Annotated in this window: 25 protein-coding genes; 16 read left to right on the forward strand and 9 right to left on the reverse strand. The window is 73.0% G+C overall.

Going from position 1 to position 24449, the window contains the following annotated elements; translation table 11 throughout:
* Positions 1-26: 26 nt before the first annotated feature.
* Together ACGFZK_RS24800 and ACGFZK_RS24805 are read right to left on the reverse strand one after the other, a co-directional pair.
* Positions 27-866, reverse strand: coding sequence for a siderophore-interacting protein (locus ACGFZK_RS24800; RefSeq protein ID WP_393851048.1), 840 nt, complete (start codon positions 864-866; stop codon positions 27-29).
* Positions 867-914: 48 nt separating this feature from the next.
* On the reverse strand, positions 915-1820 hold the full coding sequence (locus ACGFZK_RS24805) for a 5'-3' exonuclease H3TH domain-containing protein (RefSeq protein WP_393851089.1): 906 nt from the start codon (positions 1818-1820) through the stop codon (positions 915-917).
* A 198-nt stretch (positions 1821-2018) separates the two neighbouring features.
* Here ACGFZK_RS24805 and ACGFZK_RS24810 point away from each other — a divergent pair, with 198 nt between their 5' ends.
* Together ACGFZK_RS24810 and ACGFZK_RS24815 are read left to right on the forward strand one after the other, a co-directional pair.
* Positions 2019-2705 carry a helix-turn-helix domain-containing protein gene (locus tag ACGFZK_RS24810; RefSeq protein ID WP_393851049.1) on the forward strand — a complete coding sequence of 229 codons (687 nt, stop codon included), beginning with the start codon at positions 2019-2021 and terminating at the stop codon, positions 2703-2705.
* A 5-nt stretch (positions 2706-2710) separates the two neighbouring features.
* The gene (locus ACGFZK_RS24815) at positions 2711-3442 is read left to right on the forward strand and encodes a helical backbone metal receptor (RefSeq protein ID WP_393851050.1); all 732 of its coding nucleotides are present in this window, start codon (positions 2711-2713) and stop codon (positions 3440-3442) included.
* A gap of 47 nt (positions 3443-3489) precedes the next feature.
* On the opposite strand, the gene ACGFZK_RS24820 is transcribed toward ACGFZK_RS24815, so the two are convergent.
* A complete protein-coding gene (locus tag ACGFZK_RS24820; RefSeq protein WP_393851051.1) occupies positions 3490-4608 on the reverse strand; it encodes a TDT family transporter in 1119 nt (372 codons plus the stop codon).
* 70 nt (positions 4609-4678) lie between these two features.
* Between ACGFZK_RS24820 and ACGFZK_RS24825 the strand changes: the two genes are divergently transcribed.
* Positions 4679-5602, forward strand: a complete 924-nt coding sequence (locus ACGFZK_RS24825) for a LysR family transcriptional regulator (RefSeq protein WP_393851052.1) — start codon at positions 4679-4681, stop codon at positions 5600-5602.
* Between the two features lie 140 nt (positions 5603-5742).
* The gene (locus ACGFZK_RS24830; protein WP_393851053.1) at positions 5743-6093 is read left to right on the forward strand and encodes a hypothetical protein; all 351 of its coding nucleotides are present in this window, start codon (positions 5743-5745) and stop codon (positions 6091-6093) included.
* Between the two features lie 34 nt (positions 6094-6127).
* On the opposite strand, the gene ACGFZK_RS24835 is transcribed toward ACGFZK_RS24830, so the two are convergent.
* The 4 genes from ACGFZK_RS24835 to ACGFZK_RS24850 all read right to left on the reverse strand — a co-directional run bounded on the left by ACGFZK_RS24835 (position 6128) and on the right by ACGFZK_RS24850 (position 10188).
* Positions 6128-6937, reverse strand: a complete 810-nt coding sequence (locus ACGFZK_RS24835; RefSeq protein WP_393851054.1) for a hypothetical protein — start codon at positions 6935-6937, stop codon at positions 6128-6130.
* A gap of 151 nt (positions 6938-7088) precedes the next feature.
* Positions 7089-7796: a gamma-glutamyl-gamma-aminobutyrate hydrolase family protein gene (locus ACGFZK_RS24840; RefSeq protein ID WP_393851055.1), complete on the reverse strand. Its 708-nt coding sequence runs from the start codon at positions 7794-7796 to the stop codon at positions 7089-7091.
* Between the two features lie 45 nt (positions 7797-7841).
* The gene (gene eat, locus ACGFZK_RS24845) at positions 7842-9320 is read right to left on the reverse strand and encodes an ethanolamine permease (RefSeq protein ID WP_393851056.1); all 1479 of its coding nucleotides are present in this window, start codon (positions 9318-9320) and stop codon (positions 7842-7844) included.
* 121 nt (positions 9321-9441) lie between these two features.
* Positions 9442-10188, reverse strand: a complete 747-nt coding sequence (locus ACGFZK_RS24850; protein ID WP_393851057.1) for a FadR/GntR family transcriptional regulator — start codon at positions 10186-10188, stop codon at positions 9442-9444.
* A 77-nt stretch (positions 10189-10265) separates the two neighbouring features.
* Here ACGFZK_RS24850 and ACGFZK_RS24855 point away from each other — a divergent pair, with 77 nt between their 5' ends.
* The 4 genes from ACGFZK_RS24855 (at position 10266) to ACGFZK_RS24870 (ending at position 15235) form a co-directional block, all read left to right on the forward strand.
* Entirely contained in the window at positions 10266-11630 is a 1365-nt protein-coding gene (locus ACGFZK_RS24855; RefSeq protein WP_393851058.1) for a glutamine synthetase family protein, read from the forward strand.
* Between the two features lie 64 nt (positions 11631-11694).
* Positions 11695-13047: an aldehyde dehydrogenase family protein gene (locus tag ACGFZK_RS24860; RefSeq protein ID WP_393851090.1), complete on the forward strand. Its 1353-nt coding sequence runs from the start codon at positions 11695-11697 to the stop codon at positions 13045-13047.
* A 6-nt stretch (positions 13048-13053) separates the two neighbouring features.
* On the forward strand, positions 13054-13839 hold the full coding sequence (locus ACGFZK_RS24865; RefSeq protein WP_052877158.1) for a 3-oxoacyl-ACP reductase: 786 nt from the start codon (positions 13054-13056) through the stop codon (positions 13837-13839).
* Positions 13840-13948: 109 nt separating this feature from the next.
* Complete coding sequence (locus ACGFZK_RS24870; RefSeq protein WP_393851059.1) at positions 13949-15235, forward strand: haloacid dehalogenase-like hydrolase; 1287 nt, start codon at positions 13949-13951, stop codon at positions 15233-15235.
* Between the two features lie 57 nt (positions 15236-15292).
* Here ACGFZK_RS24870 and ACGFZK_RS24875 read toward each other — a convergent pair whose 3' ends face one another.
* Positions 15293-16495, reverse strand: coding sequence for an amino acid deaminase/aldolase (locus ACGFZK_RS24875; RefSeq protein WP_393851060.1), 1203 nt, complete (start codon positions 16493-16495; stop codon positions 15293-15295).
* Positions 16496-16915: 420 nt separating this feature from the next.
* On the opposite strand from ACGFZK_RS24875, the gene ACGFZK_RS24880 reads away from it, so the two are divergent.
* From ACGFZK_RS24880 to ACGFZK_RS24890, 3 genes are read left to right on the forward strand one after another with little or no spacing between them, the layout of a single operon-like run.
* Positions 16916-17716, forward strand: coding sequence for a hypothetical protein (locus tag ACGFZK_RS24880; protein WP_393851061.1), 801 nt, complete (start codon positions 16916-16918; stop codon positions 17714-17716).
* Positions 17713-18933 (forward strand): type VII secretion-associated serine protease mycosin, encoded by a 1221-nt coding sequence (gene mycP, locus ACGFZK_RS24885; protein WP_393851062.1) that lies wholly within the window; start codon positions 17713-17715, stop codon positions 18931-18933. Before ACGFZK_RS24880 ends, mycP begins: the two co-directional genes overlap by 4 nt.
* A gap of 21 nt (positions 18934-18954) precedes the next feature.
* Positions 18955-19695: an SseB family protein gene (locus ACGFZK_RS24890; RefSeq protein ID WP_393851063.1), complete on the forward strand. Its 741-nt coding sequence runs from the start codon at positions 18955-18957 to the stop codon at positions 19693-19695.
* A 132-nt stretch (positions 19696-19827) separates the two neighbouring features.
* On the opposite strand, the gene ACGFZK_RS24895 is transcribed toward ACGFZK_RS24890, so the two are convergent.
* The gene (locus ACGFZK_RS24895) at positions 19828-20205 is read right to left on the reverse strand and encodes a DUF1844 domain-containing protein (RefSeq protein ID WP_030387119.1); all 378 of its coding nucleotides are present in this window, start codon (positions 20203-20205) and stop codon (positions 19828-19830) included.
* 325 nt (positions 20206-20530) lie between these two features.
* Between ACGFZK_RS24895 and infC the strand changes: the two genes are divergently transcribed.
* From infC to ACGFZK_RS24920, 5 genes are all read left to right on the forward strand, one after another.
* A complete protein-coding gene (gene infC / locus ACGFZK_RS24900) occupies positions 20531-21265 on the forward strand; it encodes a translation initiation factor IF-3 (protein ID WP_030387120.1) in 735 nt (244 codons plus the stop codon).
* 105 nt (positions 21266-21370) lie between these two features.
* A complete protein-coding gene (gene rpmI / locus ACGFZK_RS24905) occupies positions 21371-21565 on the forward strand; it encodes a 50S ribosomal protein L35 (protein WP_030387121.1) in 195 nt (64 codons plus the stop codon).
* 101 nt (positions 21566-21666) lie between these two features.
* Complete coding sequence (rplT, locus tag ACGFZK_RS24910; RefSeq protein ID WP_007263143.1) at positions 21667-22053, forward strand: 50S ribosomal protein L20; 387 nt, start codon at positions 21667-21669, stop codon at positions 22051-22053.
* A 184-nt stretch (positions 22054-22237) separates the two neighbouring features.
* Entirely contained in the window at positions 22238-23098 is an 861-nt protein-coding gene (locus ACGFZK_RS24915) for a TrmH family RNA methyltransferase (RefSeq protein ID WP_393851091.1), read from the forward strand.
* Between the two features lie 55 nt (positions 23099-23153).
* Complete coding sequence (locus tag ACGFZK_RS24920; protein WP_393851064.1) at positions 23154-24386, forward strand: sensor histidine kinase; 1233 nt, start codon at positions 23154-23156, stop codon at positions 24384-24386.
* Positions 24387-24449 lie beyond the last annotated feature (63 nt).

Consider the following 24449-nt stretch of genomic DNA (forward strand, 5'->3'; position numbering starts at 1 on the left):
GCCCCGAACGCCGGCGAGGCGAACCGTTACGCCGCTGCGCGGTGCTCCTGTTCGGCCTCGACCGAGGCGTTCCAGTCGCGCTTGATCGCGCGCCAGCCCTCGTCCGTCTCGCCCAGGCGCCAGTAGCCCGAGATCGACAGGCGTTCGCGCGGGATGCCGCGCTCCATGCGGAGGTGGCGGCGCAGGTCCTTCACGAAGCCGGCCTCGCCGTGGACGAAGGCGTGGACGTCCTTCGAGGGGAACTCGAGCGAGGTGACGGCCTCCACCAGGGCCTCGCCGACCGGGCGGTCGCCGCGGTGCAGCCAGACCGGGAGGACGCCGTCCGGGGTGGCGACCTTCAGTTCGTCGTCCGGGCCGTCGACCTCGATGATCGCGTGGACCCGCGCACCCGCCGGCATCCGCTCCATCGCGGCGGCGATCGCCGGCAGGGCGCTCTCGTCACCGACCAGGAGGTGCCAGTCGGCGACCGGGTCCGGGGCGTAGGCGCCGCCCGGGCCGAGGAAGCGTACGAGCTCGCCCGGCTTCACCCGCGCCGCCCAGGGGCCGGCCAGGCCCTCGTCGCCGTGGACGACGAAGTCGAGGGTCAGCTCCAGGTGCGCCGGGTCCCAGCTCCGTACCGTGTACGCGCGCTGCCGCGGCCACTGCGCGCGGGGGAAGTCCGCCCGGATCTGCTCCAGGTCCCACGGCGCGGGGTAGCTGACGCCCGTCGGCGCGAACAGCAGCTTGACGTATTGGTCGGTGTACTCGCCCGCGCCGAACTCCCGGAGGCCCTCACCGCCCAGCACGAGCCGCACCATGTGCGGCGACAGCCGCTCGGTGCGTACGACGACGGCGGTGCCGACGGTGCGGGCGCGTCCTTCTGCCACGGTGACTCCCCTGACTCCATGAAACTTAGCCTTACCTAAGTTATCACCTCAGTGGCGCAGCACGCTGCTCAGGCGGGCGACTGCGCCTCCCAGACCCCACCGATGGGCTAGCGCCTCCACCAGTTCGGGCTGCGCCGGAGCCGCCGGAAGGGCCGGATCGAACGCCGGCAGCGGGACGTCCGAGGCCACCTGGACCACCTTCGGAGCCACCGCCAGATACGGCCGGGACTCGTCGAGCCTCTTGCGCTGGGTGGGGGTCAGCTTCGACTTCGGATCGTCGATCGCCGCGATGATCCCGGCCAGGGTGCCGTAGGCGTCCAGGAGTTTGGCGGCCGTCTTCTCGCCGATGCCGGGGACGCCCGGCAGGCCGTCGCTCGGGTCGCCGCGCAGCAGCGCCAGGTCCGCGTAACCGGGGCCGTCCACCCCGTACTTCTCGCGGAGCCACGCCTCGTCCGTCACCTGTAGGGAGCCCACGCCCTTGAGGGGGTACAGGACCCGGCGCTGCCGGGCGTCGTCCACGAGCTGGTAGAGGTCGCGGTCGCCGGTGACGATGTCCACCGGTCCTCGAGCGCGGGCCGTTAGCGTTCCGATCACGTCGTCCGCCTCGTACCCTGCGACGCCCACCCGGGCGATGCCGAAGGCGTCCAGTGCGGTCTCGATGATCGGGACCTGGGGGGCGAGGGTGTCCGGGGTCTCCTCGACGTCGGGTCCGCTCTCGGTCTCCACGGCGACCCGGTGGGCCTTGTAGGAGGGGATCAGCTCCACCCGCCAGTGCGGGCGCCAGTCGGCGTCCATGCACGCGACCAGATCGTCCGGCCGGTGGTCCTGGACGAGCCGGCCGATGAAGTCGAGCAGGCCGCGCACGGCGTTGACCGGGGTGCCGTCGGGGGCCTTCACCGAGTCCGGCACCCCGAAGTAGGCGCGGTAGTAGAGGGAGGCGGTGTCCAGGAGCATCAGGCGTCGTGTCGTCACGGGGTCGATGATGCCGCAACACGCTCCGGCGGTTGTCCCGGCCACCGGGACGCCGGCGCCGCGACGGACGGTGACCGCACGGGTACGGGAAGAGCCGTGCACGCGAAACCGGAGGCGGTTGCTGCGTAAGGTGCTTACAGCACACCGATGTGCGACAGACATGGGGAGGGCAGCCCCGACATGAACGACAGGGACGGCACCGACGGCACCGATGGCACGAACAGCACGAACAGCACGAACAGCACGGACGGACCGAGCGGCAAGCTGATCGACGGCGACGACAAGGGCAAGGACAAGGACGGCAAGGAGCCGCTTCGGGTGGGCGTGGCCGTGCGCAAGCGGCGCCGCGCACTCCACCTCACGCTCGCCGCCGTGTCGGCGCGCAGCGGTCTGTCGGTGCCCTTCCTGAGCCAGATAGAGAACGAGCGGGCCCGGCCCAGCATGCGGTCCCTGGAACGAGTCGCGGACGCGCTGGAGACCACGGCCGTCGAACTGCTGGCCGCCTCCGACACCGCGCGGACGGTGGACCTCGTACGGGCCGGTGACGCCTCCGTCCTCACCCTGCTCCCGGGAGTACGGCCCCTCGTGCGCGGCCACCACCAGCTGCACGCGATGGAGTTCACCGGGGACCAGGACGCCGGACGCGAGTACCAGCACCGCAACGACGAACTGATGTACGTGGTCGAGGGTGCCTGCCAGGTCGAGGCGGAGGGGCGGGCGTACCGGCTGGAGAGCGGGGACGCGCTGTTCCTGTCCGGAGGGGTGCGCCACCGCTGGCGGGCGGTCACCGAGGACACCCGGATCCTGGTCGTCGCGGTGGGCGAGCACATCCACGCGACCTCCGAGCCCCCGTCGCCGGGACACTGAGCGGCATGCGGCGGGTCGTCTCGCTGGTGCCCTCGCTGACCGAGGCGGTGGCCGTGAGCGCGCCGGGGCTGCTGGTCGGGGTCACGGACTGGTGCACGCACCCCGAGGACCTCACGGACGGGCACGGGGACGTGGCGCGGATCGGGGGGACGAAGAATCCCGACGTGCGGCGGATCGCGGAGCTCCGGCCGGACCTGGTGATCGCCAACGAGGAGGAGAACCGGGCCCCCGACCTGTCGGCGCTGCGCGCCGCCGGGGTGGAGGTGCTGGTCACCGAGGTCCGGGACCTGCCGCAGGCGCTGCGGGAGCTGGACCGGGTGCTGGTGGGGGCGCTGGGGCTGACGAGGCCGGGGTGGCTGTCGGACGCGGAGGCCGCGTGGGCCCGGGTGGAGCCGGCCGGCGCGCGCACCGCCTTCGTGCCCGTATGGCGGCGGCCGTGGATGGTGCTGGGCCGGGACACCTTCGCCGGGGACCTCCTGGCACGCCTCGGCGTGCGCAACGTCTACGCGGGGCACCCGGAGCGGTACCCGAGGATCCCGGCGGCGGAGCTCGCGGCCGGCGGCTGCGACCTGGTGGTCCTCCCGGACGAGCCGTACCGCTTCACGGCCGGGGACGGCCCGGAGGCCTTCCCCGACCTGCCCGCCGCGCTGATCAGCGGGCGGCACCTGACCTGGTACGGGCCCTCGCTGGCCGAGGCGCCGACCGTACTGGCCCAGGCCCTGCGCGCTGCGCGCTGAGCCGTCCCTCGTACCCTGCGGGCCCGGCAAGATCCGGAAGAGACGGCCTAGCCGGCGAGCAGCCGGCCGGTGAACAGGCCGTGCAGGGTGTGGGCCGCGGCCAGGAGCCAGGTGGTCAGCAGCACCAGGAAGAGGGCGGCGGCGAGCCAGGCGAAGGCGGTCAGGCCCGTGTGGTGGGCGAGGCCCGTGGCGCCGGTGACGCAGGTGCCGACGGGGAAGGTCAGGGCCCACCAGGTCATCGCGAATCCCATGCCGTTACGGGCCGCCCGGACCAGCATGGCCACGGCCAGGGCCAGCCACAGCAGGGCGAATCCCATCACGGGGACCCCGTAGACGACGGCGAAGGCGCCCAGCGCGCCCGCGAGGGTGCCGTCGACCGACTGCGGGGCGACATCGGCGAGCTGGTTCACGGCGGTGGTCGACTGGCCGAGGGGGCCGAGGACCAGGAACAGGGTGGGGGTCAGGACCAGCGGCAGCGGGCCGCCCACCAGCAGCCGCCCGAAGATCAGGGGGAGCATCAGCAGGGTGGCGAGCAGGCTGATGCCGAACATGGCGTAGCAGGCGAGGAGCAGGGCCTCGCGGGGCTGGCCGGCGGGCAGGTGGGGTATCAGCAGCGGGCCGAGGGCGGCGGAGACCATGGGGGCGACCAGGGGGAGCAGCCAGACGGGAGTGGCCTGCCCGGCCTCGACCTTGTGGCGTACGACCATCAGGTAGGGCACGGCCACGGCCATGACCAGGCCGATCGCGGTACCGGCGGTGAAGAGCGCGGCGTCCACGGCGACGGCGGCGCCGGTCCCGATGAGGTCCTTGCCGACGATGAGGGTGCCGCCGCCGACGGCCAGCAGCGCCATCGACAGGCAGCCGTAGAAGGGCGCGACGGCCGGGTCGAGGAGATGGGCGCGGGCCTGGTCGCGGTGGTGGAGCCAGTGCCCGGCGCGGGCCGTGAGCAGGGCGGCGAGGGCGACGGCGGACAGCGCCCAGACGAGCTGGCAGGCCACGCGCTGGCCGGGGAGCTGGTAGGGCAGGGTTGCGCCGGCGTTGGCGACGATCGCCGTGCCCATGACGGAGGCGTACCAGTTGGGGCCGAGATGCCGCAGCGAGGGGGCCTTGTGGGCCCGTACTGCGGGTGTGACGTGGGTGCGGGGTCGCACGAGGGTGGTGGCCATGGACCCAGCCTCGCGCCGGGACGGGTGGGGCGGCAGAGGTCATCTCCCTATGAGGCCATAAACTGATGTTATGGGTAATGACGAGTGGGTTCCGCTGGCGCACCGGGTACCGGACCTGGGCGCGATGGAACTGCTGCTCGCGGTCGCGCGGGTCGGCAGCCTGAGCGGCGCGGCCCGGCGCCTGGGCATCACGCAGCCCGCCGCGAGCAGCCGGATCCGGGCGATGGAGACCCGGCTCGGCGTGGCCCTGGTCGACCGTTCCCCGCGCGGCTCGACGCTGACGGCCGAAGGCGCGCTGGTCACGGACTGGGCCCGGCGGGTGGTGGAGGCGGCGGAGGCCTTCGACGCGGGGGCGCAGGCGCTGCGCGGCCGGCGGGACTCGAGGCTGCGAGTGGCCGCCAGCATGACCATCGCGGAGTACCTGCTGCCGGGCTGGCTGATCGCCCTGCGCGGGCAGCGCCCGGACACGGCGGTGTCCCTGCACGCCGGGAACTCGGCGGCGGTCGCCGAACGGGTCCTCGCGCACGAGGCCGACCTCGGGTTCGTGGAGGGGCTGACCGTGCCCGAAGGCCTGGACTCGGCGGTGATCGCCCAGGACCGCCTGGTGGTGGCGGTGGCCCCGGGCCATGCGTGGGCGCGGCGGGCGCGGGGGGTGGAGGCGGCGGAACTGGCCTCGACCCCGCTGATCCTGCGCGAGCGGGGCTCCGGGACGCGGCAGGTCCTGGACGCCGCGCTGGCCTCGGCGGGCGGGCTGGCCGCGCCGCTGCTGGAACTGGCGTCGACCACCGCGGTGAAGGCGGCGGCGCTGAGCGGTGCGGGTCCGTGCGTGCTGTCGGAGCTGGCGGTGGGGGACGAGCTGGGCGCGCGGCGGCTGGTGGAGGTCCCGGTGTCGGGCGCGCCGCTCGACCGGGCGCTGCGGGCGGTCTGGCCGACGGGCTCCCGCCCGGCGGGCCCGGCCCGCGACCTGCTGTCCCTGACCCGCCGCCGCATCTAGAGGAGGGGGTGTCCGGGCCGGCCGGCTGGGCCGATCGGGCGAGGAGGGATCGATTCGGCGGTGGTCGGCCGGTGACCGGGCCGGGGCACTGCGGGAAAGGTGGTGCCTGCACGTTTTGGCTCTCCCGAGGAGAACACCTGATGCGTCTTCGCAACGCCGCCGTCGCCGCCTGTGGCGCCTTCACCCTCCTGCTGACCGTACCGACGTCGGCCTCGGCCGCGACGGGCGAGTTCCGGTACACGTACGTCGGCCTCGACGGCAGCCCGCAGGTCGCGGTCATCGAGAACCCGGTGGGCCGGGAGTGCTTCACCCTGCCCGAGGTGCAGGACCCGGGCGCCAGCGCGCCCGCCCACTCGCCGCGCAACCGGACCGACGCGACGGCCACGGTGTTCACCGAGCCCGACTGCGAGGGTGACCACTTCACCCTGCGGCCGTTCACGGGCCGCGGTTCGGAGCGGCTGGAGCTCCGGTCGGTCGTCTTCAGCCACTGATCAGCGTCGCGCCGGGGGGCGGTCGCGGAGGGCGTCAGGTGGATTCCCGGCCGCTCCGCGACCCGAGGGCCTTCGTCAGGAGCGAGCCCACGACGATCAGGGCGACACCCAGCCACCACATGTCGTCGAAGACGAGGACGGCGATCCCGACCGGGATCAGCAGGCCCGCCAGCGGCAGCAACAGCGCGGCCCTGCCGGGCGGTTCGGGGCCCTCGCCGGTGGCCTCGCGGACCGCCCGGGCGCGGACGACGTCCGGGTACCAGACCGTGAACTTCACCGCGGCGACGATGGCCAGGATCTGGATGATCCAGCCGGTCCAGATGTTGTCCGGGTTGTGCAGGACGAGGTCCCCGTAGGCGCCCGCGGCGGCCGCCACCAGGAAAGCGACGCCCCACGCGCCCGTGATCATGTAGTTGGTGCGCAGGAAGCCCCGGGCGTGCCAGAGCGACGGATCGACCTGCTCGCGGGCGTACTGCAGGGTGAAGGGCATCCGCACGGCCATCGAGCCGAAGGCGATCACGGCCAGCGCGATATTGGAGACCTCGCCGGCGTACGTCTCCAGCCAGCGCCTCGTGCCCTCGCTCGCCAGGAGCCCGACGACGGCCATGGAGGCGAAGAACACCACGTCGGCCAGTTCCAGCAGCTTCCAGGACGTGCCCCGGTTGACCAGGCGGCTCACCGCGATCAGCGCGAGTGCCGCGACCAGTGCCAGCGTGACCGCGAGCTCGAACCGCCCCGGTCCGACCAGCAGCGAGAAGATGATCCACGGCGCCATTCCGACGATCGGGTTCTCCAGGAACCCGGCCACCGGGCCGGACGCCGTGCCCTTTGGCTCGGTCCGCATCCTTCCAGCGTGCGCGCCCGGCGGGAGCCCGGCCAATCGTGCACCGGCCGCCGCCGGGCCGCCGCCGGGCCGCCGCCGGGCCGCCGCCGGGCCGCCGCCGGGCCGCCGCCGGGCCGCCACCGGGGCGCCACCGGGGCGCGGGGCCCCGGGATCAGCCCACCGGTACCGCGGTGCGCACGGAGGCCGCCTCGATCAGGGAGGACATCACCCTCGTGTCCGTGTCCCGCTCCGGGTGCCACTGGACGCCGAGCACCCACCGCTCCGGTTCGGGCAGTTCGATCGCCTCCACCGTGCCGTCGACCGCGTGGGCCGAGACGACCAGGCCGCGGCCCAGCCGGTCGACGGCCTGGTGGTGGTAGGTCGGGACCTGCGCCTCCTCCGGGACCAGGTCCGCGTACCGGGTACCCGGGACCGGGCGGACCGGGTGCCAGGAGATGGCGCCCGGGGTCTCGAAGTGGCCGTCGATGTGCTGGATCAGCGTGCCGCCCAGGGCCACGTTCAGCGCCTGCATGCCCCGGCAGATGCCGAGCACGGGCACGTCCGCGTCCAGCGCGGCGCCGATCAGGGCCAGCTCCCAGTGGTCGCGTACGGTGGCGGGGGCGCCCGTACGGGAGTCGCGCGCGGCTCCGTAGTGCACCGGGTCCACGTCCGGGCCGCCCGCGACGACCAGGCCGTCCACCCGGCTCAGCACCTCCGCCGCCGCCCCGGGTTCGTCCGGCGGGAGCAGCACGGCAGCGCCGCCCGCCGCCTGGACGAGTTCGTAGTACCCGGTCGGTACGAGGGATGTCGGGAGGTCCCACACGCCGTAGCGGGTGGAGTCCTCGACGTAGGTGGTGATGCCGATGAGCGGCCTGGGCACGTTCGTTACCTCCAGCAGGGGGTAGGGCGGGGCAGGAACAGGCTTTCAGTCGCGGGTCAGTTCCGCCTCGGCTTCCGCCAGAGCCGCGAACTCCTCCTCCGGGGCCGAGGCCACCAGGTGGTGCCGACTGTAGATCGCGAAGTAGGCCAGGGCGACGGCGTACACGGCCAGGGCGATGAATGCCGCGTCCTTGTCCACCAGGAAGGTGGCGACCAGGGCCGACAGGGCGAGTGCGAAGGCCACCGAGGAGGTCAGGATCCCGCCCGGGGTGCGGTACGGACGTTCGAGGTCCGGCTCCCGGCGGCGCAGCACGATGTGCGAGAGGGCCATCAGCGCGTAGGAGATGGTCGCGCCGAACACCGCGATGTTGAGCATGCGGGCCCCGTCGCCGGTGGCCGCGGCGAGGGCGAAGCCGATGGCGCCGGGGATGACGAGACCCAGGTACGGGGCCTTGCGCTTCGAGGTGAGCGAGAGGAATCGGGGCAGGTAACCGGCCCGCGAGAGGGCGAAGAGCTGGCGCGAGCCGGCGTAGATGAGGGAGAAGAAGGAGGCCACCAGGCCGGCCAGGCCCGCGTAGTTCACGAAGCGGCTCAGCGCGGTCGGGCCGCCGTCTCCCTCCAGGGCCACGACCAGCGGGTTGCCGGCGTCCTTGACGGCGTCGGCGCCCTGGGCGCCCGTCGCGGCGAAGAAGGTGATCAGCGCGAGCAGGGCGAGGATGCCCATGGAGATGGAGAGGGCCTTGGGCATGGAGCGGACCGGGTCCTTGGCCTCCTCGGCCGCCAGCGGTACGCCCTCCACGCCGAGGAAGAACCACATGCCGAAGGGGAACGCGGCCCAGATGCCCAGCAGGCCCAGCGGCAGCCAGGAGTTCGAGCCGAAGGCCTCCGCGTCGACGGGGATGTCGTTGAGGCCGGAGGCGTCGAACTCGGTCAGGGCCCCCACCGCGAAGATCAGCAGCGCGGCGACGGCGATGGCGGTCACGACGAGGCTGAAGCGGAGAGCCTCGCCGACGCCCCAGAGGTGGACCCCGATGAAGATCACGAAGCAGCCGAGGTAGACCGGCCAGCTGGAGGTGAGGCCGAAGAGGCCGAGTGATTCGACGTAGTCGCCGATGAAGATGACGATCGCGGCCGGGGCCAGGATGTACTCGATGAGGATGGCGGTACCGGTGAGGAAGCCGCCCCAGGGGCCGAGCGCGCGGCGGGCGAAACCGTAGCCGCCGCCGGCCGTCGGCAGGATGGTGGACAGTTCGGCGAGGGAGAAGACCAGGCAGGCGTACATCGCGCCCATGAGGACGGTGGCGATGGCGAGGCCGCCGAAGCCGCCCTTGTCGAGGCCGACGTTCCAGCCGGAGAAGTCCCCGGAGACGACGTACGCGACGCCGAGGCCGGTGAGGAGCAGCCAGCCGGCGCTGCCGCGGCGCAGCGTCCGGCGCGCGAGGTACTCGTCGGTGCCGTCCCCGCCGTCGGGGGACTTGGTGGGTGCGGGTACGGCGCTCAGCCGTGCCTCGATGTCGTCGGCCATCGTGCGCTCCTGCCTCGGGGCAATGGTTGTGGGGCGTACCTTTGCCTTAGAGGAGTGGAGTGCGCAAGACCTCTGCGTTAAACAGAAGTTACGAAACCCTCCCGGCCGCCCCCGGAACCGCTCAGGCCAGGAAGCCCCGCAGCAGCGCCGCCGTGCCGCAGCAGTGCTCGCGCATGGTCTCGCGCGCCCCGGCCGCGTCCCCCTCCAGCACCGCCTCCACCAGCGTGCTGTGCTGCTGCTGGGAGTGCTCCAGGTTCCGCACGAGCAGCGGGATGCAGTCCAGCAGGTCGTTGACGGAGGCCCGGACGGCCGCGTACTGGGCCGTCAGGGTGGCGGACCCGGCCAGTTCGCACAGGGTGAGGTGGAAGAGCGTGTCCTGGCGGCGATAGTCGGCGAGCGGGGCGTCGTGGGTGGCGGCCAGCGCGGCGAGCAGCCGCTCGGTGCCCCCGTCGGGCAGGCCCTGGGAGGCGCACAGTCCGGCCGCCCCCACCTCCAGGACCTCGCGGAACCGCAGAACGTCCTCGATGTCCACGCCCGCGACGCGCCGGCGCAGCTCTTCTTCGGCGCGACCGGCCGGGGTGTCGGCGCGGGGCAGCACAAACGTTCCGCCGTACCGTCCGCGCCGGGCCTCCACCAGCCCCTGGTCCTGCAGCACCTTGAGCACCTCGCGCAGGGTGACCCGGCTGATCCCCATCCGCTCCGCCAGTTCCCGCTCGGGCGGCAGCCGTTCACCGCCGGGCACCAGCCCCAGCCGGACCACCTGGAGGATCTGCTCCAGTGCTTCCTCGAAACCGTTGCCCGCCCGTACCTGGCGCAGCACGGGATTCAGTCGCGCGAGGGCGTCGCCCTCGCTCGCCGTATCGGTCATCTCGGCTCCTCCCCTTCCCAAGCAATGGTTCTATTCAATACCTTAGGCCTCCTCGGCTCACCGAAGGAGAGATTCCAGTGGTAGACCGCAAGCCGCCGCTCGCGCCCGAGGAGCTCCGCTCCCTCGTCGCCAGCGGCGAGATCGACACAGTCGTCCTGGCCTTCCCCGACATGCAGGGGCGGCTCCAGGGCAAGCGGTTCGCCGCACAGTTCTTCCTCGACGAGGTCCTCGAGCACGGTACCGAGGGCTGCAACTACCTTCTTGCCGTCGATACCGACATGAACACCGTCGACGGCTACGAGATGTCCTCGTGGGACCGGGGCTACGGCGACTTCGCCATGCACCCCGACCTCGCCACCCTGCGCCGCATCCCCTGGAACCCCGGCAGCGTCTTCCTCCTCGCCGACCTCGCGTGGAACGACGGCTCGCCCGTCGTCGCCGCGCCCCGGCAGATCCTGCGCCGCCAGCTGGAGCGCCTGGCCGAGGCCGGGTACACCGCGATGGTCGGCACCGAGCTGGAGTTCATGGTCTTCCAGGACACCTACGAGCAGGCCTGGAACTCGGGCTACCGCGGCCTGACGCCGGCCAACCAGTACAACATCGACTACTCCGTCCTCGGGACCGGCCGCATCGAGCCCCTGCTGCGCCGGATCCGCAACGAGATGCAGGCCGCCGGCCTGATCGTCGAGTCGGCCAAGGGCGAGTGCAACCTCGGCCAGCACGAGATCGCCTTCCGCTACGACGAGGCGCTCACCACCTGCGACCAGCACTCCGTCTACAAGACCGGGGCGAAGGAGATCGCCTCCCAGGAAGGTGTCTCGCTCACCTTCATGGCCAAGTTCGACGAGCGCGAGGGCAACTCCTGTCACATCCACCTCTCGCTGGCCGACTCCGACGGACAGAACGCCATGGCCGGAGACGGGCCCGGCGGAATGTCACCGGTGATGCGGCACTTCCTGGCCGGCCAACTGGCCGCACTGCGCGACTTCTCCCTCCTCTACGCCCCCAACATCAACTCGTACAAGCGTTTCCGGCCGGGATCCTTCGCGCCGACCGCCGTCGCCTGGGGCGTGGACAACCGGACCTGCGCCCTGCGGGTCGTCGGGCACGGCCGTTCCATGCGCTTCGAGAACCGCCTCCCCGGCGGCGACGTCAACCCGTACCTCGCCGTCGCCGGCCTGGTCGCGGCCGGGCTCTACGGCATCGAGAACCGCCTCGAGCTCCCCGAGGCCTGCGGCGGGAACGCGTACACCGCCGACTACGCCCACGTCCCGGCCACCCTGCGCGAGGCCGCCGAACTCTGGGAGAACAGCGAGATCGCCAAGGCCGCCTTCGGCCCCGAAGTGGTCGCGCACTACCGGAACATGGCCCGCGTCGAGCTCGACGCCTACGACTCCGCGGTGACCGACTGGGAGCTGCGCCGCTCCTTCGAACGCCTGTAGCCACCGCACGCCACCGAACGAAACTGTGAGGCACCACGTGTCCGATGCGCTGGCCCCTTTGAATCTGAGAGTGCTCAATCCGGCCACCGAGGAAACCGTCGCCATCGTCCCGGCCGCCACACGGGACGATGTCGACGCCGCCGTCGCCCGGGCCGCCGCGGCCCAGCGTGCCTGGGCGGCGGCCGCCCCCGCCGACCGGGCCCGGCTGCTGCGCCGCTTCGCCGCGGTCGTCGACGGCCACATCGAGGAACTGGCCCAGCTGGAGGTCCGCGAAGCCGGCCACACCATCGGCAACGCGCGCTGGGAAGCCGGCAACGTACGCGACCTCCTCGACTTCGCGGCCGGGGGAGTGGAACGGCTCTCCGGCCGCCAGATCCCCGTGGCCGGCGGCATCGACGTCACCTTCCTCGAACCCCTCGGCGTCATCGGCGTGATCGCCCCCTGGAACTTCCCGATGCCGATCGCGGCCTGGGGCCTGGCCCCGGCCCTCGCCGCCGGCAACGCCGTCATCCTCAAGCCCGCCGAGACCACCCCGCTGACCGCGCTGCGCCTCGCCGAACTCGCCCTCGAGGCCGGGATCCCCGAGCACCTCTTCCAGGTGCTGCCCGGCCGCGGGGACGTCACGGGCGACGCACTCGTCGAACACCCCGGCGTCGCGAAGATCGTCTTCACCGGGTCCACCCGCGTCGGCAAGCAGATCATGGCCAAGTGCGCCGACCGGGTGAAGCGCGTCACCCTCGAACTCGGCGGCAAGAGCCCCAACATCGTCTTCGCCGACGCCGACCTCGAAGCAGCCGCGGCCGCCGCCCCCATGGCCTTCCTCGACAACACCGGCCAGGACTGCTGCGCCCGCACCCGGATCCTCGTACAGCGCTCCGCCTACGACCGCTTCCTGGAGCTCGTCGCCCCCGGCATCGCGGCCGTCGCCGTCGGCGACCCGCTCGACGAGAAGACGCAGATGGGCCCGCTGATCTCACGGACCCAGCTGGACCGCGTACGGTCCTTCGTCACCGACGACCTCACCGCGATCCGCGGCACGGCCCCCGAGGGCCCCGGCTTCTGGTACCCGCCCACCCTCGTCACGGACGTCGCCCCCACCGCCCCCGTGGCCGCCGAGGAGGTCTTCGGGCCGGTCGCCGTCGTCCTGCCCTTCGAGGACGAGGAGGACGCCGTACGCCTGGCCAACGCGACCGAGTACGGCCTGTCCGGCTCCCTGTGGACCCGCGATATCGGCCGCGCGCTGCGCGTCTCGCGCGCCGTCGCAGCCGGCAACCTGTCCGTCAACTCCCACAGCAGCGTCCGCTACTGGACCCCCTTCGGCGGCTACAAGCAGTCCGGACTCGGCCGCGAGCTCGGACCCGACGCCCTCACCGCTTTCACCGAGACCAAGAACGTCTTCATCAGCACGGAGGCCTGAACCCACATGTCGAACGAAGAGATCATCTGCCGCCGCCTGGTCGGCCGTACCGCCGTCATCACCGGAGCGGGCAGCGGCATCGGGCTCGCGACGGCCCGCCGCCTGGCCTCCGAGGGAGCCAACATCGTCTGCGGCGACATCGACGAGACGGCCGGCAAGGCCGCCGCCGAGGAGGTCGGCGGCACCTTCGTCAAGGTCGACGTCACCAGCCCCGAGGAGGTCGAGGCGCTCTTCAAGACGGCCTTCGACACCTACGGATCCGTGGACATCGCCTTCAACAACGCGGGCATCTCGCCCCCGGACGATGACTCCATCCTGACCACCGGCCTGGAGGCCTGGAAGCGCGTCCAGGACGTCAACCTCACCTCCGTCTACCTGTGCTGCAAGGCCGCCCTGCCCTACATGCAGCGCCAGGGACGCGGCTCCATCATCAACACCGCCTCCTTCGTCGCCATCATGGGCGCCGCCACCTCCCAGATCTCGTACACGGCCTCCAAGGGCGGCGTCCTCGCCATGTCCCGCGAGCTCGGCGTGCAGTTCGCCCGCGAGGGCATCCGCGTCAACGCCCTGTGCCCGGGCCCCGTCAACACCCCGCTGCTGCAGGAACTGTTCGCCAAGGACCCGGAGCGCGCCGCCCGCCGGCTCGTGCACATCCCGCTGGGCCGCTTCGCCGAGCCCACCGAGATCGCCGCCGCCGTCGCCTTCCTCGCCAGCGACGACTCCTCCTTCATCAACGCCACCGACTTCCTCGTCGACGGCGGCATCTCCGGTGCGTACGTGACCCCCCTGTAGGCCCGGCACACCACCACCCCGTCCCGGCCGGCCGGGCGCCGCAAGGTGCCCGGCCGCTCTCCTGCCCCTCCCCGATCCCCGAGCCCCCCGGATTCCCCGAAGGAGCAGCATGCAGAGAAAGTGGGCGGCCCCCCTCGCCCTCCTGGCGCTCGCCGCATCGAGTCTTCTGGCCGCCCCACCGGCCCAGGCGTCGCACACACCCTGTGCCCGGGTCACGGTCGGCTCCGGCTGGTACGGGGACAACCGGGCCCGCCTCCAGGAGCTCGTCGACCGGTACGGCGACTGCGACCCCCACCGCCCCGGCCGCACCAGGCCCGTCGCCGTCTTCGACTGGGACAACACCGTCGTCAAGAACGACGTCGGCGACGCGACCATGTTCTGGCTGCTGCGCAACAACCGCATCCGCCGGCCCGCCGCCGGGGACTGGTCCACCACCAGCCGCCACCTCACCCCGGCCGCCACGAAGGCCCTGGCCGACGCCTGCTCCGCCCTCGCCCGCCCCGGCGCCCCGCTGCCCACCGGCACCCCCGCGGGAGCCGCCTGCGCCGACGAGATCAACGCCGTCTACGGCACCGCTGCGACCCGTACCGGAGCCCCCGCCTTCGCCGGCTGGGACCGCCGCACCACCGAGCCCTCGTACGCCTGGCTGTCCCAGCTGATGCAGGGCTGGACCGCCCGCGAGATCCGCGGCTTCGCCGCCGCGGCCCGCACTGAGAACCTCGCCGCGCCCGTCGGCGCCACGCAGCGGGTCGGCACCACGACCACCGCCACCGGCTGGGTCCGCTACTACGACCAGCAGCAGGACCTGATCGAGGGCCTCCGGAAGGCCGGCTTCGACGTGTGGATCAGCTCAGCCTCCCCGCAGCCCGTGGTCGAGGTCTGGGCCCAGGGCGTCGGCATCGAGGCCGACCACGTCATAGGCATCCGCAACACCACCACCCACGGCGGGAAGTTCACCACCCACCTCCAGGGCTGCGGATCCGTCAAGGACGGCGCGGACACGATGATCACCTACATCGACGGCAAGCGCTGCTGGATCAACAAGGAGATCTTCGCAGTACGCGGCGCGGCCGCCGAGAAGATCCAGCCCGCCGCCCGCCGCCAGGTGTTCGCCGCCGGAGACTCCGACACCGACATCTCCTTCCTGCGCGACGCCACCGCCCTGCGGCTCGTCGTGAACCGCAACAAGAACGAGCTGATGTGCCGCGCGTACGACAACAGCGACGGCCGCTGGATCGTCAACCCCATGTTCATCGAACCGAAGAAACAGAAGACCGACCCCTACCCGTGCGCGACGACCGGCTACGTCGAGCGCGACGGCACCAAGGGGCCGGTCCTGCGGGGCGACCGGAGCGTCGTCCCGGACCAGACGGACTCCGTGTACCAGGTGGATTAGGGGTGTCCTGCCGATCAGGCCGGGCGCCGCGAGCCCGGCCTGATCGGCAAGACGCCCCTAGAGGAAGGTCCGGCCCTCTCCCCGGTAAGTCGGCACGGTGTCGGTGACCCGGTCGCCCTCGACGAGGTGCAGGGTGTCGAACCGCTCGCACAGCTCGCCCGCCTTCGCATGGCGGAACCAGACCCGGTCGCCGATCAGCAGGTCGTCGGCCGGGCTCCCCAGCAGCGGGGTCTGCACCTCGCCCGCGCCCTCCTGGGGGTCGTAGCGCAGCCCCTGGGGCAGGTACGGAACCGGCAGCCGGTCCGGCCCGGCCGCGCCGGAGGCCGGGTAGCCGCCGCCGAGCACGGTCACCACCCCCACCCCGGGCCTGCGGACGACGGGCTGGGCGAACAGGGCCGCCGGACGCCCGCTGAACGACGTGTAGTTGTCGAAGAGCCGGGGCACGTACAGGCCCGAACCCGCGGCGATCTCGGTCACCGCGTCCTCGGCGGCCGTCTGCTGCACGCTGCCGGTGCCACCGCCGTTGACGAACTGCAGATCCGGTACGACGGCCCGCACGGCCCGCACCACCTCGGCCCGGCGCGCCGCCAGCTCCCGGCGGGCCGCGCCCTGCATCAGCCGGATGGCCCGGGACCGCAGCGGGCGGCCGGCCAGCGCGTCCCCGACCCCGGCGACATGACCCTCGTACGCCATCAGTCCCACGACCCGGAATCCGGGACGTGCGGCCACCGCCCGGGCCAGCCCGGCCAGCTGGGCGGGCTCGCGCAGCGGAGAACGGCGCGCCCCGACCCGTACCCGGCCGCCGAGCAACTGCAGGGCCGTGTCCAGCTCCAGACAGACCCGGACCTCCTCGGCACCGCCGTCCCGGGCCCCGTCGATCAGGTCCAGCTGCGCGGGATCGTCGACCATCACCGTGACGGCGGCGGCGAGCTTGGCGTCGTTCGCCAGCTCACCGAATCCGGCGCGGTCGGCGGAGGGATAGGCGAGGAGCACGTCCTCGAAGCCGGAGCGGGCCAGCCAGAGCGACTCGGCGAGGGTGTACGACATGATCCCGGCGAACCCGGGCCGGGCGAGGACCCGTTCGAGCAGGGCGCGGCACCGGACCGACTTGCTGGCCACCCGGATCGGCTTGCCGGCGGCGCGGCGGACGAGGTCGTCGGCGTTGGCGTCGAAGGCCTCGAGATCCACGATGGCCAGCGGCGCGTCCAGGTGCGCGGTCGCCCGGTCGTACCGGGCGCGGTCGGTGGCGGGGGAGTTCATGGGCGGCAGCTTGCCAGAGGTCTGTACCGGTGGGTAGTGGTTCCCCGCCCCGCCCTTTCGCCGTTTCCCGAGGCGCTGCCCCGGACCCCCGCGCCTCAATCGCCGGCGGGGCTGGAGGTGGCGCGGCGGGTCGGCCGGTGCGGCTCGTGGAACGGGGCTCCGCCCCGGGCCCCGCGCCTCAATCGCCGGCGGGGCTGGGGTGGTGCGCCTCCATCGGCGGTGGGGCTGGGCCGGGGGTGCGCTTCGAACGCCGGGCGGGCGGGGTGGTGCGGCTCGACCGCCGGGCGGGCGGGGTGGTGCGGCTGGACCGCCGGGCGGGCGGGGTGGTGCGGCTCGATCGGTGGTGGGGATGGGGGGTGTCGGCGGGACGCCGTAGAGTACGGGCAGGCAGCCGTACGGAACGGGGGGCGGAGCCGCCGGATGACCACGACGACACCGCGGACCGCGATCCTGGGCGAGCCCGAACCGACCCCGCCCGCGCACACGCCCCCGCGCCGCCGACCCGGGCGGGTCCTCGCCGCCGTGCTCTGCGTCCTCCTCGGCAGCGGCCTCGTCGGCGGAGCCACCCTCACCACCTGGGCCGAGCACCGCGCCGCGAACCGCCCCCTCCCCGCCGACGCCGCCTACCGCAAGGCCGAGTCGCTGTGGCGTGCCGCCCCCGTCGACAGCCTCCTCCCGCCCGTCCTGACCGGCCCCTCCGCCGGCCCCGGCGGCGCCGACCGCAGCTGGACCCGGATCGCGCTCGCCCCCGACGCCGAGTGCCCGGCCGCCCTCGCCGCCGACTGGCGGGCCCTGCTGGCCGCCACCGGCTGCACCCGCGTGCTCCGCGCCACCTACACCGACGCCACCCGCAGCTCCCTGATCACCGTCGGCATGGTCTTCACCCCCGCCGACGCCCCCACGATGAACGCCCTCAAGGGCCGGATCCCCGCCCCGCCCGCGTACGGGTTCGCCGACGCCCAGCGCGCCGCCTGGGCCACCTCCGTACTCGCCGAGGCCCCCGTCGTCGTCTACACCGTCTCCGCCTTCGCCGACGGCCGCCCCCTGGAGGCACCCCGCCCGGCCGAGGACCTGATGAAGAAGGACGCCACCGGAGCCGCCGCCCGGGCCGGACTCGGCCACGAGGCCCGGGCCGTCGCCGACCGCATCGGCCACAACATGGCGTTCCTCGCCGCACCGCCCGCCGCGACCACCGCACGCACCCCGGAGCCCACCCGATGAACCGCCGGGCGTTCGGGCGGGCGGGCGCCGCCCTGCTCGCCGCGACCCTCCTCGTCCCCGCCACCGCGACCCCCGCCGCCGCCGACACCATCCGAGACCGCCAGTGGGGCCTGCTCTCGCTCCGCGCCGAAGAGGCCTGGGGCACCACCCGGGGCGACGGAGTGACGGTCGCGGTCCTCGACACCGGCGTCGACGACTCCCACCCCGACCTCACCGGACAGGTCCTCGAAGGCACCGACCTCATCGGCATGGGCGCCGGCCGCGGCGACCGCGCCTGGGCCCGCCACGGCACCGCCATGGCGAGCATCATCGCCGGGCACGGCCACGGCCCCAGCCGCGGCCAGGGCGTCCTCGGCATCGCCCCGCAGGCACGGATCCTGCCGGTCCGGGTCATCCTCGAAGAGGGCGACCCGGGCCGCGCCAAGGCCCGCGACAGCAAGGGCGGCGCCCTCGCCGAGGGCATCCGGTGGGCCGCCGATCACGGCGCCGACGTGATCAACCTGTCCCTCGGCGACGACAGCGACTCCGCCCATCACGAGGCGGGCGAGGACGAGGCCGTCCAGTACGCCCTCGCCAAGGGCGTGGTCGTCGTGGCCTCCGCGGGCAACGGCGGCGAGGCGGGCGACCGCGTCTCCTACCCGGCCGCCTATCCCGGGGTCATCGCCGTCACCGCCGTCGACCGCCGTGGCAGGAAGGCCAAGTTCTCCACCAGCAACTGGTACGCCACCGTCAGCGCCCCCGGCGTCGACGTCGTCATCGCGGACCCCGACCGCGACTACTACGAGGGCTGGGGCACCAGCGCGGCGGCGGCCTTCGTCTCCGGAGCCGTGGCCCTCGTCCGCGCCGCGAACCCGGACCTGTCCCCGGCCCAGGTCAAGAAGGTGCTGGAGGCCACCGCCGCCGACTCCCCGGCCGGCGGCCGCGACGACGCCCGCGGTCACGGGCTGGTCGACCCCGTCGCCGCCCTCCAGGCCGCCGAGGCCATGCGCCCGGAGGCTCCGGTGCCCGCGGCCGCCGCGGCCGGCACCACGTACTTCGGCCCCGGCCCCGAACCGGTCCGCCCGCACGAGCGCGGCGCCCGGCTGGGGGCCCCGGCGGCAGCGGTCGCGGGGGCGGTGCTGCTCGTACTGGCCGCCGTACTGGCGCGACGCCCGCGGCGGGGCACCCGGGGCTGCGGCCGCGGGCCCCTGACGGAACCGCCGGACGCGGCACAGTAGGGTCGGGTAACTGTGGCGAACATGGCGAACAAGAACATTCCCGACCCGGGCTTCTCCGACGACGACGGCTCGGCCGATCCCCGGCTGACCGCGGCCCTGGCCGCCTGGTCCGAGGACAGGGCGAAGGAGCCGCAGGTGCTGGCGGCACTGAAGGGCGCCCGCCTGCTGGTCCCCGTGGTCGCCGTCCTCGGCGAGGTGGAGACCGACCCGGAGACGGGCCTGAAGCGCGAGAAGACCAGCGACATGGCCGTCCCGACCCTGCGGGCGGGCGACCGGCGGGCCCTGCCCGCCTTCACCTCGATCGCCTCGCTCGCGCTGTGGGACCCGGCGGCCCGGCCGGTGGCCGTCCCGCTGCACCAGGCGCTGGCCGCCGCCGCGCACGAGAAGGCCGACACCGTGGTCCTGGACCTGGCCGGCCCCGTCACGTACCAGCTGACCGGCTCCGCGCTGCTCGCGCTCGCCGAGGGCCGCACCGACGCGGGCCCGCTGGCCGATCCCGCCGTCCGGGAGGCCGTACGGGCCGCCGTGTCCGCGGAGCCGGCCGTCCTGCGCGCCCACCTCGGCCCGGGCGGCGCGGACGCCGACGGCACCCTGGCGATCGTGCTGGCCGAGGGCGCGCAGGCCGCTGGGGCGGCCCGTCGCGTCGCCGAGGCACTGGCGGCGGACACCACCCTGCGGGCGCGGCTGGTCCGCGGGCTGGACCTGGCGCTGCTGCCGTCGGACGCTCCGGCTCCGCCCGGCGAGCCCCTGTTCGCCCGCTGACCGGGAGACGGTTCCACGCTTCCGCGGTTCCACGCTGCCGCGCTTCCGCGGGTCCCCGGACACGACGACGGCCGGTGCACCCCGCTCGGGGTGCACCGGCCGTCGCCGTCGTTCTCGTCCGCCGTTGCGGGCTCAGCCGAAGACGGGGCCCGTGAACTTCTCGCCCGGCCCCTGGCCCGGCTCGTCCGGCACGATCGAGGCCTCGCGGAAGGCCAGCTGGAGCGACTTCAGGCCGTCGCGCAGCGGGGCGGCGTGGAAGGAGCTGATCTCGGTGGCGCTCGCGGTGACCAGGCCGGCCAGGGCCGTGATCAGCTTGCGGGCCTCGTCGAGGTCCTTGTGCTCGGAGTCCGGCTTGTCCAGACCCAGGTTGACCGCCGCGGCGCTCAGCAGGTGCACGGCCACCGTGGTGATCACCTCGACGGCGGGCACGTCCGCGATGTCGCGGGTCATGGTGTCGTAGTCGGGGGCGCCGTCGGCAGCGGGGTCGGTGGGGGGTGTCGCGTCAGTCATGCGCCCCACGATATGCCGTGCGGCGGGCTTGCGGCGCGGGTGCTAGTATGTACTTCGACCGGCCGGACACTTCTGTGCCCGGCCCACAAGTGGAGGCTCCGTTCTCCCACCTGACTGCCCTCCGGGGCGGCGGGTCACCGGTCAGGCGGTATCCATCGTTCCGTACGGACGATGGAAAGCTGCCCGATTTTACGCCCCGCGTTCGCACGCGACGGTGTTCCGGTTGTTTTTGGAGCCCCTGCCTGTGCCCGGCGGGGCTTTTTTCATTCTCCCGCTGCGGTCGGTCTGACGGAAATACACGTCAGCGGCTGTCTGCCAGGCAGCCGTGTGGTGCTACCGAGGAGGATCCATCAGCACCGAGCCCCGCATCAACGACCGGATTCGCGTTCCCGAGGTACGGCTTGTCGGTCCCAGCGGCGAGCAGGTCGGCATCGTGCCGCTTGCCAAGGCGCTTGAGCTCGCGCAGGAGTACGACCTCGACCTGGTCGAGGTCGCGGCGTCCGCACGCCCGCCGGTCTGCAAGCTCATGGACTACGGCAAGTTCAAGTACGAGTCGGCCATGAAGGCCCGTGAGGCGCGCAAGAACCAGGCGCACACGGTCATCAAGGAAATGAAGCTCCGGCCGAAGATCGACCCGCACGACTATGACACCAAGAAGGGTCACGTCGTTCGGTTCCTCAAGCAGGGCGACAAGGTCAAGATCACGATCATGTTCCGTGGTCGCGAGCAGTCCCGGCCGGAACTCGGCTACCGACTGCTGCAGCGTCTCGCTTCGGACGTCGAGGACCTCGGGTTCATCGAGTCGAACCCGAAGCAGGACGGCCGAAACATGATCATGGTTCTCGGTCCGCACAAGAAGAAGACCGAGGCGATGGCCGAAGCCCGCGAGGCGCAGGCCGCCCGCAAGGCGGAGCGCCAGGGTGTCGCCCACACCGATGACGAGGCTCCTTCCGAGGACGCCGCCGTCGAGGTCGATGACACCACCGAGGTCGCCTCTGCCGAGGCCACCGAGGCCGCTGCCGACGAGGCGCCGGCCGACGAGGCGAACGCCGAGGCCTGATTCCGGGGCAGCCCGTCTCGGAATCACCGACACAATATGACGCTCCCGTAAGCCGGTCCCGCATCGGACCGGTGGGAGCGCCACCGACGAGGAGATAACGGCGCTATGCCGAAGAACAAGACGCACAGCGGTTCCAAGAAGCGCTTCAAGATCACCGGCTCCGGCAAGGTGCTCCGTGAGCGCGCCGGCAAGCGCCACCTGCTCGAGCACAAGTCGTCCCGTGTCACCCGCCGCCTGACCGGCACCGCGGAGATGGCCCCCGGCGACGCCGCGAAGATCAAGAAGCTTCTCGGCAAGTGACGTCCTCCGCTCCCGGTTCGGGAGCGGGACGTCAAGACCGGGACCCCATCGAATTCGGGCCGTGTGAAGACACCCACGGCCCCGCTACAAGGAGTTAAAAAGTGGCACGCGTCAAGCGGGCAGTAAACGCCCACAAGAAGCGCCGGGCGATCCTCGAGGCGGCCTCCGGCTACCGCGGTCAGCGTTCGCGCCTGTACCGCAAGGCCAAGGAGCAGGTCACCCACTCGCTGGTCTACAACTTCAACGACCGCAAGAAGCGCAAGGGCGACTTCCGTCAGCTGTGGATCCAGCGCATCAACGCCGCTGCCCGCCAGAACGGCATGACGTACAACCGCCTCATCCAGGGTCTGAAGGCCGCCAACATCGAGGTGGACCGCAAGATCCTCGCGGAGCTGGCCGTCAACGACGCCAACGCGTTCGCCGCGCTCGTCGAGGTCGCGCAGAAGGCGCTTCCGGCCGACGTCAACGCCCCCAAGGCCGCTGCGTAAGGCCTGGCCGGCCGCGTAAGCAGCCGGCACCCTCGGACCCGCAGGCGATTCGCCTGCGGGTCCGAGTGCTTTTCCCGCACCGTGGGGGCGCACCGCCCGTACCGCCCGCGCTCCGCGCGTTCCGTACCGCCCGCGCCCGCGCGCCCCGCACCCCCGAGAGAGAACCGCAGAGACCATGGCTGACCTGGGTCACCCCGACGAGCTGATCTCCCCCCGCTCCCCGCGGGTGGCCGCCGCCCGGCGACTGGCGAGGCGCAACTTCCGCACCAAGGAGCGCCGCTTCATCGCCGAGGGCCCGCAGGCCGTCCGTGAGGCCGTCGAGCACCGCGGTCCCACCGGGGCGTCGACCCTGATCGAGCTGTTCGCCACCGTCGAGGCCGCCGAGCGCTACTCCGGGATCATCGAGGCCGCCCTGGACGCGGGCGCCCGCGTCCACTACGCCTCCGACGAGGTGCTCGCCGAGGTCTCGCAGACCGTCACCCCGCAGGGCCTGGTCGGCGTCTGCCACTTCCTGGACTCCCCCTTCGAGGAGATCCTCAAGGCCGAGCCCAAGCTCGTCGCCGTCCTCGCGCACGTCCGCGACCCCGGCAACGCCGGTACGGTGCTGCGCTGCGCGGACGCCGCCGGCGCCGACGCGGTGGTGCTGACCGACGCCTCCGTGGACCTCTACAACCCGAAGTCCGTACGGGCCTCCGTGGGCTCCCTCTTCCACCTCCCGGTCGCGGTCGGCGTTCCGGTGGAACAGGCCGTCGAGGGACTCCGGGCGGCAGGCGTACGGATCCTCGCGGCTGACGGCGCGGGCGAGGACGACCTCGACGCCGAGCTGGACGCGGGCACCATGGGCGGCCCCTCGGCCTGGGTCTTCGGCAACGAGGCCTGGGGCCTGCCCGAGGAAACCAGGGCCCTGGCGGACGCCGTCGTACGGGTCCCGATCCACGGAAAGGCCGAGAGTCTGAACCTCGCAACGGCCGCCGCCGTGTGCCTCTACGCGTCCGCCCGTGCACAGCGGGCGCCCGGAGGGTGCCGCTCCGTGACCCCCAGCTAGTAATGTGGCGGCCCGGGGGCCCACTGCGCTACTCGGAGATGTGGGGTACGGGGACATGACCGTCGGTACGAACAGCTCACCGGGGGCCGCGGACGCGGCCGAGGAGCGGTTCCGGGACGTCCCCGAAGCCGCGGCCGCCGCCGCGGGACTGCGCGGCGTACCACCGCAGGCGGTGGACTCCGCCCGCGACCGGGCACCGGCCGGATCGGCCGCACCGCCCCCCGCCGTCGCCACCGCCCCCGGCGAAGGCCCGGGCCTCGATCCGGACGAGCTGCCCGACGGGCTCGTCATCGCCGACGACACCGGGCGCGTGATCTGCTTCAACGCCGCCGCCGCACGGATCACTGCACTCGCCGCCGGCCAGGCGCTCGGCGCCCGCATCGACCACGCGCTCCCGCTGGAGGACCTCGAAGGCCGCCGCTGGTGGGCGCTGACCGACCCGTACGGCGGCCTCGCCACCCGCCGTGGACAGCCCGAGCGGAACCTACTGCTCCCGGGCGGCCGCGAGGTGCTGGTCTCCGCCAGCTACGTCCGTACGCATCCCACCGGCCCCCTGCGCCGTCTCGTGGTCACCCTCCGCGGCACCGAGGCCCGCCGCCGCACCGAGCGCAGCCACGCCGAGCTGATCGCCACCGTCGCCCACGAGCTGCGCTCCCCGCTGACCTCCGTCAAGGGGTTCACCGCCACCCTGCTCGCCAAGTGGGAGCGGTTCACCGACGACCAGAAGCGGCTGATGCTGGAGACGGTCGACGCCGACGCCAACCGGGTCACCCGCCTCATCGCCGAACTGCTCGACATCTCCCGCATCGACTCCGGCCGCCTGGAGGTGCGGCGGCAGCCGGTGGACATCGCCACCGCCGTAGGCCGCCACGTACAGGCGCTCACGGCGAACGGGCAGGCACCCGAGCGGTTCCTCGTGAGCGTCAGCCGCCCGCTCCCCGATCTGTGGGCCGATCCGGACAAGATCGACCAGATCCTCGGCAACCTCCTGGAAAATGCGGTGCGCCACGGAGAGGGAACGGTCACCATCGGTGTGTCGCCGCATGAGAAGGGAACCGCCGTCACCGTGACCGACGAAGGCCCCGGGATCCCCGAGGAGTCGATGGGCCGCGTCTTCACCCGCTTCTGGCGGGGGAGCAAGCGCGGCGGCACCGGCCTGGGCCTGTACATCGTCAAGGGCATCGTGGAGGCCCACGGCGGGACCATCACGGTCGGCCGCGGCCCCGGCGGCGGCGCCGAGTTCCGATTTATCCTGCCCGTGAGCGCCCCCGCGTACCTCACGCAGTAGCCCTGCGGAGGGTCCCGGCAGGTGGCCCACGGGCTCCTTCACCCCCAGCGACCTTTAGACTCG

Source organism: Streptomyces sp. NPDC048257 (assembly GCF_043201855.1).
GTDB lineage: Bacteria > Actinomycetota > Actinomycetes > Streptomycetales > Streptomycetaceae > Streptomyces.